Source organism: Acinetobacter sp. Tol 5 (assembly GCF_019702905.1).
Classification (GTDB): Bacteria; Pseudomonadota; Gammaproteobacteria; order Pseudomonadales; family Moraxellaceae; genus Acinetobacter; species Acinetobacter bereziniae.
This window is the reverse complement of the sequence record NZ_AP024708.1, coordinates 2,674,908-2,688,661: the sequence shown is the minus strand read 5'-3', so window position 1 is coordinate 2,688,661 and position 13,754 is coordinate 2,674,908. Positions and strand designations below refer to the sequence as shown.

12 protein-coding genes are annotated in these 13,754 nt (G+C 36.6%); 10 read left to right on the top strand and 2 right to left on the bottom strand.

The genetic code is table 11. The annotated features are described in order from the left end of the window. The first annotated feature begins 1 nt into the window (after position 1). From brxL to TOL5_RS12550, 10 genes are all read left to right on the top strand, one after another. Positions 2–2,041, top strand: a complete 2,040-nt coding sequence (gene brxL / locus TOL5_RS12595; RefSeq protein WP_221260374.1) for a protease Lon-related BREX system protein BrxL — start codon at positions 2–4, stop codon at positions 2,039–2,041. Positions 2,042–2,085: 44 nt separating this feature from the next. Beyond that, positions 2,086–2,811, top strand: coding sequence for a DUF3944 domain-containing protein (locus tag TOL5_RS12590; protein ID WP_221260373.1), 726 nt, complete (start codon positions 2,086–2,088; stop codon positions 2,809–2,811). A 14-nt stretch (positions 2,812–2,825) separates the two neighbouring features. After that, positions 2,826–3,734 (top strand): hypothetical protein, encoded by a 909-nt coding sequence (locus TOL5_RS12585; protein ID WP_228740286.1) that lies wholly within the window; start codon positions 2,826–2,828, stop codon positions 3,732–3,734. Between the two features lie 588 nt (positions 3,735–4,322). Continuing rightward, positions 4,323–4,487 (top strand): hypothetical protein, encoded by a 165-nt coding sequence (locus TOL5_RS12580; protein ID WP_171071759.1) that lies wholly within the window; start codon positions 4,323–4,325, stop codon positions 4,485–4,487. A gap of 120 nt (positions 4,488–4,607) precedes the next feature. After that, positions 4,608–5,507 carry a helix-turn-helix transcriptional regulator gene (locus TOL5_RS12575; protein WP_221260372.1) on the top strand — a complete coding sequence of 300 codons (900 nt, stop codon included), beginning with the start codon at positions 4,608–4,610 and terminating at the stop codon, positions 5,505–5,507. Between the two features lie 213 nt (positions 5,508–5,720). Next, entirely contained in the window at positions 5,721–6,557 is an 837-nt protein-coding gene (locus TOL5_RS12570) for a GTPase (protein WP_221260371.1), read from the top strand. Positions 6,558–6,567: 10 nt separating this feature from the next. Further along, positions 6,568–7,056: a hypothetical protein gene (locus TOL5_RS12565; protein WP_221260370.1), complete on the top strand. Its 489-nt coding sequence runs from the start codon at positions 6,568–6,570 to the stop codon at positions 7,054–7,056. 70 nt (positions 7,057–7,126) lie between these two features. Then, positions 7,127–8,986 (top strand): dynamin family protein, encoded by a 1,860-nt coding sequence (locus TOL5_RS12560; RefSeq protein ID WP_221260369.1) that lies wholly within the window; start codon positions 7,127–7,129, stop codon positions 8,984–8,986. An 11-nt stretch (positions 8,987–8,997) separates the two neighbouring features. Then, entirely contained in the window at positions 8,998–10,653 is a 1,656-nt protein-coding gene (locus TOL5_RS12555; RefSeq protein ID WP_221260368.1) for a GTPase, read from the top strand. 4 nt (positions 10,654–10,657) lie between these two features. Then, a complete protein-coding gene (locus tag TOL5_RS12550; RefSeq protein ID WP_221260367.1) occupies positions 10,658–10,921 on the top strand; it encodes a YkgJ family cysteine cluster protein in 264 nt (87 codons plus the stop codon). 411 nt (positions 10,922–11,332) lie between these two features. Here the strand turns inward: TOL5_RS12550 and TOL5_RS12545 are convergent, their stop codons facing one another. Together TOL5_RS12545 and TOL5_RS12540 are read right to left on the bottom strand one after the other, a co-directional pair. Further along, positions 11,333–12,232: an EamA family transporter gene (locus TOL5_RS12545; protein WP_221260366.1), complete on the bottom strand. Its 900-nt coding sequence runs from the start codon at positions 12,230–12,232 to the stop codon at positions 11,333–11,335. A 59-nt stretch (positions 12,233–12,291) separates the two neighbouring features. Next, a complete protein-coding gene (locus TOL5_RS12540) occupies positions 12,292–13,731 on the bottom strand; it encodes an amino acid permease (RefSeq protein WP_221260365.1) in 1,440 nt (479 codons plus the stop codon). Between the last annotated feature and the right edge of the window lie 23 nt (positions 13,732–13,754).

Below are 13,754 nucleotides of genomic sequence, written 5' to 3'. Positions count from 1 at the left end.
CATGGAATCTGCTAACGATAAAGAACTGGATCAGCTGCTGAATGAACACTTTGCTGGGCGGGTGGTACGTAAGGATCTGACTAAACTGATCAAAGAAGGGGCCAATGTCCCAGTCTATGTACTTGAATACCTGCTGGGAATGTACTGTGCCTCGGATGATCCAGAGATCATTGAACAGGGACTACGTAACGTAAAGACCGTGCTGGCAGAGAACTATGTACGACCTGATGAAGCTGAGAAGGTGAAATCCCTGGTTCGTGAACGTGGCAGTTATAAGGTTATTGATCGGGTGACCGTAAAGCTGAATGAGCGTAAGGACAAATACGAAGCATCATTTAGTAACCTGGGCATCAAAGATGCCGAAATCTCGGCAGGCATCGTCAAAGAGTATGAAAAATTACTGGTGGGTGGTATCTGGGTCATTGCTACGCTCAGTTATTATTTTGAAGAAGGACAAACCAATTCTCCATTTGGGGTGAGCTTACTCAAGCCGATTCAAATGCCGAATATGAATATGGATGAACTCTTCAGTGGCAGAGCAGCATTAAGCACTGATCAGTGGCGCGAGAGTTTAATCCGTTCGATCGGCATGGAACCGGCTTCGTTAAAAGAGGACGTGCAATGGCACCTATTAGCGCGTATGGTTCCGTTCGTTGAAAATAACTATAACGTCTGTGAACTTGGACCACGCGGTACCGGGAAAAGCCATATTTACAAAGAGTGTTCACCGAATAGTATTCTAGTTTCAGGTGGGCAAACCACTGTCGCCAATCTGTTCTATAACATGAGTAGCCGCCGTATTGGTCTGGTGGGGTTGTGGGATGTGGTGGCCTTTGATGAAGTTGCCGGTATTTCCTTTAAGGACAAAGATGGCGTTCAGATCATGAAAGACTATATGGCCTCAGGATCTTTTGCCCGTGGTCGTGAACAGATGGAAGCCTCAGCTTCGATGGTTTTTGTGGGTAATATCAACCAAAGTGTGGAATCTCTGGTTAAAACCAGCCATCTCTTGGCGCCGTTCCCTGAAGCAATGATCGATTCAGCATTCTTTGATCGCTTTCATGCCTATATCCCAGGTTGGGAAATTCCAAAAATGCGTCCGGAATTCTTTACCAACCGTTATGGTCTAATCGTTGATTATCTGGCTGAATTCTTCCGGGAAATGCGTAAGCGTAGTTTTGCGGATGCCATTGAGAAGTACTTCAAGCTAGGGAATAACCTGAATCAGCGTGATGTGATCGCCGTTCGCAAGACGGTTTCTGGATTGATGAAGCTGCTCTACCCACATGGTCAATTTAACAAAGAAGATGTACGGCAATGCCTGGAATATGCACTGCAGGTGCGCCGTCGGGTCAAAGAACAGCTGAAGAAAATTGGTGGTATGGAATTCTATGATGTTCATTTCAGCTACATCGATAATGATACCTTAGAAGAACATTTTGTCTCAGTCAAAGAGCAGGGTGGTGGCGGACTGATTCCCGAAGGTCCAGCCAAGCCAGGTTTTCTGTATACCATTGGCCTCAGTAATAAGGGCATGCCAGGCTTATACCGCTTAGAACTTCAAGTCACTAAAGGTTCAGGAAAGTTGGCGACATCTGGCTTATGGAATTCAAGCAGTGCCAAGGAGCAGGTCAAGATCGCATTTGACTACTTCAAGGCCAATGCATCCAGAATATCGGGTGGCAGTAAGGTGTTGGAACATGACTTCCACTTACATGTGGTTGAATTACAGAATACCGGACCGCTCAGCCATCTTGCCTTACCAAGTTTAGTGGCTTTCGCTTCTGGCCTGTTAGGACGATCGGTACAAAGTCAGATGGTGGTACTAGGTGATATGAGTCTAGGTGGCTCTGTGACACCAGTGGAAAGTATTGCTGAATGCCTTCAAGTAGCTTTTGATGCTGGTGCCAAGAAGGTTGCCTTACCAATGAGTAGTGCGGCAGATATCCCTACGATTCCTGTGGAACTGTTTACCAAGTTTCAGACCAGCTTCTATGCAGATCCGGTAGATGCTGTGTTTAAAGCTTTGGGTGTGGATTAATTGTTTTATATAAAATTATACTCTGTTTTGATGAGAGAAAATAAATGGCGAAAGAAGCAAAATTTATTGAAGACCCTGATTTAGCATTTCTACAATATTTAGACTATAAAGATCTAAAATTGTTAGCAGATACATTAATTAAAGATGTGGAAGGTACAGAGCAATGGACTGGAAGCTTAAAAAAAACGTTATTGGCAAATATGAAAATGTATGAGACAGAAGAACTGCTCTACAAAAATAGCTGGAAAGCAATTGTTGCAGAAATTCAGCTCTTTGGCGGGGATACTTTCGTAAACTTGGTCAGAAGGAAAGGGGTAGTATACAAAGAAATTCTGGGAGATGTTGCTGATAAAATAGATGTGGATTTTCATAAACAAACCACATCTATTGAACAGCTTGAAGAAAGAATTCATCGCAAGTTATTTGGTAAAGTGATGTCACTCAATGATATTGAAAAAATGAATAATATCTTAAAAGAAAAAGGATATTTAGGTTTAACTTCTTTGAAAGCTAGGCCATTAAATACTATAAAAAAGAATACAAGTATTGGGTGGAATAATGGTGATATAGGTGGCAAGTTACGTAAAGGGTTAAATGCGGCAGCACTTATTGCGACAAGGGCTAATCCATTAGCAGCAGTTGCTAGTGTGCCATTGACTGCAAAGGAGATATCAGCACCGGCATATAGGGTAACTATTCCTGTGGTGTGTATTATTGCAATGCTACGTATCAAGTATCAGCAAAATAAACAACAACACGACGAGTTTTGAAAGGAAATCATAAGATGTCAGATATGCTAGGGAAAACGTTTACTTATGACTTTGATAAGTTTTCGCCTGAACTTTTTGAAGCTTGGCGTAATAATCAAGTCGTATTTAGAGACGGTGTTGCTTATTGGAAGAAAGGCTTGGAGAAAGTTGGGATCATCCAGCATATTCCATTAAAGGAAGTCAGTTCTGTGAGTATGGAGAGCTTTGTTCAAGGGCTAGGCTCACTCCAGTCAACCTTACAAAGTACAATTGCTATAGCACAGACCATTTCTACAGCGTCATTGATGGTTGCAATGGTAATACAAACCCAAATTTTAGCTAAAAAAATTGATGCCGTTCAGCAGAGCGTATTAGCGGTGTCGAATCAAATCAAAGAGCAAAATATCCTTTTTTACACTGAAAAGACGACTGAATATCTTGGCCTGTTAAGAACTTTTAAATTGTTGTTAAACAATAATATCGAACTTAAAGATGTAAATGAGCTAGCAAATAATACCTTGGCAAGTTCTATTCTGCTCAGAAATCACTTGGTTTGTTTTATGGAAAATCTATTTTTCCAAGTGCAGCACAAAAAAATTAGTTCGCCTGAGCATGTCGGTCAGATATTGCAATTTATTCAACAAATGATGGAGTTATTGCCAGTAGGTATGCACTTAGAGTTCATTCTTTCACATAGATTAGATCAGAAAGAATTTTCTCAAGTGTTAATTGAGGAATGTCATACTCAATATTCAAATTTACAACTTAATTACCGTGGTTATCTGAATGAAATAAACAATGGTTTAAGAGAGTACCGAATTAAAAATACGGAAGTTCCTTTTTTTGAACAAATCAAAATACCTGCTAAACAATTGCTAGAAAGTAGCCTTTACAGTGAATTGTTGAAAAAGCCTTCTATGGAAAAGTTATCCTATAGCCACTAGTTGATGAAAAAATTGAATATCAATAACTGAATGGATTTCAGTTATTGCTATTAGAAAGATTAGGTGCCGTTGGTTATCATTCATGTCAAATAGTCGTTGAAATACAATTTCGGAAAATGACAACCAATATTTTTAAGATTGGCTTAGGTCTAAAGCAATAACGTTGGCCTCTAACATAGGGTGACGCGATAAAGGTAATATAGATGGAATTGGATACTAAAGATTACAGTAGTAATCTTTAGTTCCTGAAATTTACTTGGGTGAAAAATGGGTTAAACATCTTTATTTTTATCAAAATAAAGATGAAGTTAACATTGATTTCAACTTCCACCACCTATGATTAATAATAGACTTCTTGCGTTAGTCAAATTTTAAGCAGCCAAAAGCTATATTTTATGAGGTTTTAGCCAATTCAAAAATTAGATAAAACTATACTTTCGCAAGAGGTCTAATAATTTCAACACTAAAAGTGGATGTTTAAAAATATTTTAAACTTATGACACCTCCTGTCATTTTCATGCTTTATCTTTCAATTGATTCGTCGCATTAATTAATCAAACTTGAAAAGCTATTTGAAAGGAGATTTACATGAAAATTAGTCCTAATATATTTACCAATAAGCATAAGATGAAGGCATTAAAGCGTATTTTCAGAGCCTTTCTTTTTGGAAAAATAAATAAATTTGATTTGAAAAAGTACTATCTAGCCATGTTGCATTTGGAGCGTTATTTAGATCGACTAAACTCTATTTAAAGAAAAACAGGACTTATTTTTCTGTGAATTGGTGTAACTTTTTGTATTTTTAATGTGATATATTTACAATATAAATTAAATGTAACTTTGATATCACTTTTAAATAATTAGAGATAATTCATGCAACGTAATGATTCTATTCATGAGCGTTTAGCTGACAGATTGGCCAATATTTTAACGAAATTAAATATGGGATATCAGTTAAGTATAAAAGAACTCGCTGGAGAGTTTGGGGTAAGTACTCGTACGATTTCGAGAGATTTTGATCGTCTCAATACTTATTTGCCGTTGCTGCAGGATGCTGAAAATAAAAGATATTACTTGGAGCCAAATTATTTAGGAAAAATTGCTCCGGAAGATATACGTAATTTTGCTCAGCTCTCAGGAATTAGTCATTTGTACCCATCATTGGACATGTCTTTTCTGCGTGAACTTTTAGATAGTCGAGCACAACAGATTTATTGTGCTAAAGGTTACTCTTTTGAAGATGCAAGTCAGTTTAAAGAGTTATTTAAGATTGTGGGAAAAGCGATTCAAGAACATAGGCAAATTGGTTTTGTATATAAAGGGGAATCTAGGCTGGTTCAGCCTTATCGTCTAATCCATCATCATGGCAGTTGGTATTTGGCCGCAGTACGAAAAGACCAATTGCGTACTTACCGGATTTCCCATATTCGGCTTATGGACTCTTCACATGAGTACCCTCAATTTGTCCCTGATACAAATATTGTAAAACTTTTGGAAGATGATGACAGCATTTGGTTTGGTCAGGACAAGCAGGAAATAATTTTGTCTATTGATAGTCAGGTTTCTTTTTATTTTAAGCAACGTCCGATACTGCCCGAGCAGCAAATTGTCAAAGAGTTACATGATGGTGGATTGCTGGTTTCTTCTAAAATTAATCATGACATGCAGTTGTTACCGTTAATACGATTTTGGATTCCAAATGTGGCGATTATTAGTCCAGCGCATTTACAAAATGAGTTAGAAGTGGGATTGAAAGAATATTTAGAGCGGTAAGGAATAAAATAATTATGTGGAAGCCTAAGCCAATGAGCGTGCAATGCTCTCAATGTAAAAAAGATTTTTTACACCTAAAAGTGATGTGATTTTAGGTTTTTCAAGATGTAAAAAATGTGGAACCATCATGCAAGTCGTGGGAGAAGTCACATTATTAAATTGGGTAATCCACCCTAAAAATTGGTTTAAATAAGTAGCGTATTAGGAGATAAAATGTCAGCTTCATATTTATTAAAAGAAAGCCAAGATTTAAGGAAATATAGTCAAGATTTTCTCAATCAATCTTTGCGAAGTGAAAAGCCTGTGATTGTGACTTGGGGATTGATGAATGCCGGTAAAAGTTCATTATTAAATATGTTGACTCAACATATTGAACAAGAATTTTTTAAAACCAATGATTTTCGTGAGACCACAGAAGTCAGTGCTTATGAAGGGGATCAATATATTTACTTAGATACACCAGGATTAGATGCAAATACAGCAGATAATTTAGAGGCACTAAAAGGTATTAAAAAGGCAGATATTGTACTTTTTGTACATCAGCTTCAGGGTGAATTAGAAGCGAATGAGGTTGAATTTTTAAAAGATGTTCGTACGTCTTTTGGTCAATATGCAGAGAAAAATATTATTCTGATCTTGAGTAAAGTGGATAAGGAAGATCGATCTAAGGTTGATCAAATTCAAAAAAGAGTATTAGAGCAATGTGAGCAATATTTAGGTTTTCAACCACAGTGCTTTCAAATTTCAAATAAACTTTATCAACAAGGAATACAAAAGCATAAAGATGGTTTAGTTCGTCATAGTCATATTGAAGATTTAAAGCAATGCATTAATAGTATCGTCTCGAATACGCAAGTCGTTCGTCAAGAGCGATTAAATCAAGAGAAGGCACTACTGTTAAAAAAATTGACTGAACAAAAAACTAAGATTGAAGCGGAACATCAGGCACAACGATCATTATTAATGGATGGTTTTGTCTCATTTCAAAGAAGTTTAAAAAGTTTAAAACAATTTGTTGAGACAAAAGCTCAACAGTACAAAAATATTTAGGAGAATAATCATGCCATTACCTTGGTTAATAGGAGCAGCAGTGGTTGCTGCAGGGGCTGCGGTAGTTGCGGCATTATCAGAAGATGATAAGCCGTCAAACAACAATAATGATGATGAAGATCGCCGTCGCCGAGCCGCTGAACGTGAACGTCAAGAACGTGAGCGTAATGAAAGAAAAATATCGATTAAACAAGAGTTCGATCACGGTGTCCAACGGACATATCAAGAGATTATTGCCTCATTACCCAATTTGGTGACAGTGCATGGAACGAAGATCAATAATCTAACCTTGTCGAGTAATGGTTCTAATTTTTCACAACTGGAATCGAGTTCGGTAAAAACTGCAAAATATCAGTTTATTAAAGATATTTCTTTGTTTGAGCAAATTTATGGAATTAATGTTAAACCTACTGAACAAATGAAAAGTACGCTGAAACAGATAGATTTACTTCAAGATGAATTGAACCAATTAACATCAGTAATTAAAGCATTATCTTAAATTTTTATGTGTAATTCCTTAATAAAAGGAATTGCACATTTTTTGACTTAAATTAAGTTTGGATTATTTTATGGAATCAGCGACTTTGTCAATTTCTCGCCCAGAACTCTTAAATATTTTTAAAGAGTTGCAACAAAAATTTAATTTTTCCCAAGAACAAGATCAAGTTTTTAAAAGCTACTGCCATCAATTTCAGCAAAATATGGCAAGTTATTTAAAAGCATCTGAGCATAATATTTCTAAAAATAATCCATTATCTCAACAAATTGGAAAATTTAGGAGTATTCTCGAAGAAACTAATCAAAATTGGCAAAAGAAAATAACCACACAAGATACAGGGGTGCATTTTCGAGCAGGATTTAATGATTCTTTATTGGTTTTTGTGTATGGCAAAGTAAAGTCGGGTAAAAGTTCTTTGGGTAATTATATGGCTTGGGGGCATACTGATCCAACAGAGCAACAAAAAAGTGAAATTCAAAAAGAGTTACAGCCTGTTTATTTTTCAGGTCAAAAAACAGAAGTAAAAGGTGGTGATGTTGCCAAAGAAGCTGAAATAAAAAAAGAATTTCGGGTAGGAGCAACTGAAGCAACCAGCTCGATTCAGGGCTTTAGTCTTGATGGATTAACTTGGATTGACTCACCTGGGTTGCATTCTATTAATCAAGAAAATGGTGATTTGGCAAAAGATTATGTGGAACATGCTGATTTAATTTTATACACAATGAAATCAGATTCACCTGGGCGAGAAAGTGATTTAAATGAAATTCTAAACCTTTATCGTGCAGATAAGAAGATTATCTTACTTTTAACTGGAAGTGATGATGTTGCACATGATTGGGATGATGAAAAAGATGAAATGATTTCTACTATCGTTATGAAAGATCGACAACGTCGTTTAGATCAACAAAAATATGTTCGTTCAGCATTGGAAAAAATTCCAGAGTTGGCAGGAAAAACGAATAATATTGAAATTTTATCTTTCTCTGCGCGTTATGCACAAGAGAACGAAGGTCAGGTTGATAATTTTGCTGATAGCGGCATGGGACAGTTGTTTGCGGCGCTCGGGAAAATTGCGAGAGAAGATGGTGTGAAATTGAAACATCGAACCCCAATGTTGAATTTTAAAAACTTTCTAACTGATTTTATGAGTGATTTGGAAAACTATGCGCAACTTATTGTGGATTTTCAGCAGCCAATTGAAAGAATACAAAAAAGTATTCCAATTCAAATTAACGAACACAAACGTTTGATTCAGCAACAGTTGAGCCAAAAGGTGGATGCTGAATTTGAAAGTTTGACTCCATATCGTGATGATCCGATACAAATGAAGCAGGCGATTAAGAAAATAGCAGATACTTTGGCACAGCAGCAAAATGAAGCCATGATTACGTCGCAACAAACGATTTTACAACAAGTGATGAGTGAATTCGGAAGTCAGTTAACGAATGTTATACAGCATAATGCTTTATTGGATTTACCGGAATTTAAAATTGAGCAACGTACGGAACAGGTTGCAGATAGTGTAACTTCTGGGACACGTAGACGTAATGGTGGTCTTGGAGCTTTAGGTGGTGGAATACTTGGTGGGGCGATTGGAATATTAGGAGGACCTGCGGGTGTTGCGACAGGCGCAAGTATTGGTTCTACTCTCGGAGGCTGGTTGGGGGGGAAGACAGGTGATGATGCCAGTGTAAATTATCGTGAGATTACTTTAAATGTTGGAGATAATTTAATACACATTCAAAAGCAGTTTTCTGAACGATTACAAAAATCAATTCAAGTACAAATGACTGAATTTCAGAAAACCTTACTGGAAATGGCATTAAATAGTGCTGAGCATTTAGTAACACAATTAAAAAATGAAATAAATAGTTTTCAAAAGCAATTAAATAGCATGATTTTAGAAACCGAAACTAAATTGAATGGATAATGAACACCAAAATGAATATTCAAATTAAGCAATTGTTTGCAACGTATGAACAGAGCAAAGTGTTGGTGGCTGAGCATACTTATATGCAACAAAGTTTTGCTACAGTTCAAAATATGTTTGAGGATAAGAGAAATAAACCCGATGCCAATATTATGGTGTATGGGGTTTATAATGCAGGAAAAAGCACGTTGATTAATGCCTTAGTTGGGAAAGAAGTCGCAGCCACGGGCGATATTCCATTAACCGACAAAGTCACGGAATATCCATGTCGAAATTATATGATTTTGGATACCCCAGGAATTGATGCGCCGAAAGAACATGAAAATGTGACGAAAGAGCAACTAGAAAAGGCCGATGCGGTAATTTTTGTGGTGAATCCTTTAGGTGTTGTGGAAGAAGCCAAAACCTTAGCGACTTTAATGGATCTCTTCGAAAATAGAAAAAAGGTTTTTCTGGTATTTAATGAAAAAAATCAGCTTAACGAAACAGATTTTATTCAACTTAAAAACCAAACACGTGCAAGACTACAAGAATTAGCCGATGAACGCCATTTAAAAAATATTTTGAAAGATATTCCAATTATTAAAATCAATGCTCAAATGGCATTGATGGGAAAATTAAAAGATAAAGAAAAATTGGTAGAGATGAGTGGGTATTTTGAATTTGAGAAACAATTAGATAAATTCATTGAAGGAATTTCTCAAGAAGATATTTATACTCGACTAGAAAATAATTTAAATTTATTTTTAACAGAAAACATCAAGCGAATTGAAGCGCAATCTAAAGATGAGATTGTGAAGCAATATGATCAGCTTGTTGCTAGTTTATTTAAAGATAAATTAGATACTCGACAAGTTTTGATAAAACGTATTGATGGAAATAAAAAAGAATTATATGTAAATATAAAATCATGGATTTATAATGAAGTAGAAAATATAGAAAATAATATTGAAAACTGGATACTAGATAAATCTAAATTAATTGAAACTGAATTAAATGATTGTTTAACCTCATCTAGCATAAAGATTCAGAATGAGATTGAGCAGTTACAAGCAAATATACCTGCGTTTTGTCTAGATGGATTGCCTAATGATCTTAAGAAGGTGCAAGTTGATACATTTAGTCAAGAAACTTATGTACATACTGCCTCTGAGAATGATCAAGGGATTAACATTAGTAAAGAACAATTAGGGCAATTTGCAGCATCGATGAGTAAAAATATTAAGACAGAGCATGTCGTTGCTGGACTTAATTTGGTGAAGCAGTATTTACCTAATTTGATGAAAGGTATAGGGCAAAAAACTATCGAAAAATGGGCTGGGCAAATAGTTGGCAAGGCGGTACCTATTGCAGGGGCGGCACTGACGCTAGGGTTAGCTTTGCATGATATATTCAGTGATGACCCCGAGACAGAACAACTTAAACGTCATCAGGAAATTGAACAAAAGGCAAGAGAACGTAGAGATGAGCAAATTGAAGATTCGGCACTACAAATTTCGGATCAGTTTGCGAGTAGTTTAGCTATCGCAATCAATTCTGTTATCGATGATTTTTTTAATCAAATAATTAATGATGTTAAGCAAATCAGTTTAGAGTTTGGAGCTCAAGATCAAGTTAATCGTAAAATTTTAGACCAGCTATTAAATCTTCAACAAGAGTTATCTTGATCAAATGAGTAAACAGCAAGAGATAAAGTTTCCTTGTAAAGCTTGCGGCAAGTGTTGCCGCAAGGTTAATCTAAGTATTCAGACGCAATTTTTAGATAGAGGTGATTCAGTATGTCGTTATTTGAATGAGCAAACTAATTTATGTAGCATCTATGAAAATAGACCCATTGTTTGTCGTATTGAAGATTACTATAAAGCCTATCTATCAGATCAAATTGAATGGATTGATTTTATTGAGATTAATCAGATTATTTGTAATGAACTATAAGTTGAATAGTTATCATTAAATTGCTATTTTAACATAATGGCGAATATTAGACCTCCTGCGAAAGTATAGTTTTATCTAATTTTTGAATTGGCTAAAACCTCATAAAATATAGCTTTTGGCTGCTTAAAATTTGACTAACGCAAGAAGTCTATTATTTTCAAATCCCTAATACAACCTGATATGGTTTAAATCCCTCTAGTTGTGTGATTCATAGACATCATTTCAATTTAATGCTCTACATGGCTTTCTTGCACAAATACCTAACACTATAATTTTATTATGTTTATTTTTATTGAAATTTAATAAACACATTAACAATCAGTAACTTCCAAAATATTTATGCAATAAAGCCTAAGGAAGTTACCATACTTTTTTATATGCTTAACTTTCTAAGCCCCTTATTTAATTATTTTATGTTGTTCGGACAAGTTTACGTGAAGTGATGTATGATTGAATTTTTTTCCCTAATAAATGCACCATCAAACCCAGCATAACAATACAAGAACCCAGCCACTGCAAAGTATTTAATTGTTCATCTAAAAATAAAGAGGCAAAAATCATACTTATAACAGGTACCCAAAGTGACAATGGGCTAATTTTAGCAGCAGGATAACGTGTCAGTAGGTAGATCCATAAGCCATATCCGATAATCGTGGCGAAATAGGCGAGAAATGCGGCGGCGCCGAATCCTTTCCAAGTCAGTGCATGCCAATCCGTAACCACACCTTGCCAGCCAATATTCTGTACCGCTAAAAGTAAAAACCATAAAGGGGTAAGAACATTGCCCCATACGACTAAACCAATTGGGTGAACAGGCCCCATTTTTTTGACTACGATATTACCGCAGGCCCATGAAATTGCTGAGCATAATACCAATACCAAACCCATTAATGGAACATGACTATGTTGTTGACCAAAGGCAATCAGCATTAAGCCCATAAAGGCAATCGCGATAGCCAGCCACTGGTTCCAAAAGGCTTGTTCGCGTAAAAAAAATGCTGCAATCATGACAGTAAAAAAGGCTTGGGATTGCACAACTAAAGCGACTAAACCTGTAGGCATTCCTGTCGCAATTGCACTGAACATAAAAGCAAATTGAGAAAAGTTACTAATAAAGCCATAGAGTAATAACCATTTCCACCCGACACTTGGAATACGGATGAAAAATAGGGCAGGTAATAAAACCAGTAGATAGCGTAAACATCCTAGGAGCATAGGGTGTATCTCACTGACCCCAACTTTCATAAAATAAAAGTTAATACCCCAGATGAACACGACTGCGAAGGCAGCAAGTTTATCTTTTAAAAGCATATGTAATTTCCTAAAGACGTGGATGACCTGTACTTGGTACAGGTCATTGTGTTTGAGGATTAAATTTTGGTTTCTTTGGCAGGGATGAGCGTACTCAGTTGTGTACTTTGATGACGTAATCTAATCAGCTCTATGTAATCACGAATAATGAAGATACTGAACAGGATGCCTGCACTTGCGATACCGAACCAGAACGCTTTTTGAAGACTAGGAATAAAAGCCATGGCAGCAAAGATGGAAAGCATGCCGATGATTGCAAAATAACTGAGGTATGGGAAACACCACATACGAACTTTTAAACGTTCGGGTGCTACACGCTCTAAGTGGCGACGCAAACGGATTTGCGAGAATGCAATCACGATATAGACAAATAAGGCTACAGTTCCATAAGATTCGACCAAGAAAGGGAAAACAGCATCTGGTGAGAAGTATGAAGCTAGAATTGATAGATAACCAAACAATGTGCTGAATAGGATGGCACGAATTGGAACGCCATTTTTTGAAAGTTTAGTTAAGCTACGAGGTGCATCACCATTTTGGGTTAACGCAAACAACATACGGCTCGCAGCATAAACACCAGAATTTAAGCAACTAAGCACCGCTACGAGAATTACGACATTCATAATGTCTGCAACAAACGGAATATTAAGAACTTTTAATGCACTTACATAAGGCGTCGCAATTTCTGGACTATTCCAAGGGACGATACATACCACTAATAAAATTGAGCAAACATAGAAAATAAGTACACGTGAAATTACAGATTGAGTTGCTTTGGCAACAGATTTTTCAGGGTCTTTGGTTTCTGCAGCAGCAATCGTAACGATCTCAGCACCAAAGTAAAATCCAGTTGCGGCAACAGCCCCAGATAAAACTGGTCCCCAACCATTTGGCATAAAACCACCATGATTTAACAATTCACCAAATCCAGCAGCTTGATGGTTTGGCCAAAGTCCGAACATATATAAAGTGCAAAGGAAAATGAAAAGACCAATCGCAGCAACTTTAATAGATGAGAACCAAAACTCGAATTCACCAAAGGATTTGACTGAGAATAAGTTCGTTGCTGTTAATAGGGCGAGTAAAACCAGACTGACGATCCATTGTGGTGTATCAGGTAACCAATAAGCAAATAGTTTTGCACCGACAATCGCTTCTAATGCAATCACGATAACCCAGAAATACCAATACATCCATCCTGTCATGAAGCCTGCGAGTCTAGATAAATAAGGCGAATCTTGGAAAGCATGGCGTGCATATGCATAGAAGGAGCCTGATACAGGAGAGGCGGTTGCAAGTTCACCAAGCATTCGCATCACTAAAATAATCAACACACCCGTAATCAGAAAGGACAAAATTGCGGCTGGACCTGCAGCTTGAATCACTACTGAACTACCTACAAATAGCCCCATTCCAATAACACCGCCAAGTGCCATCATTTGGACATGACGAGGTTTTAAAGCACTTTTTAAACTTTGATTTGAATCTGAATCATACATGATGGATTCCCTCTTATATTTTT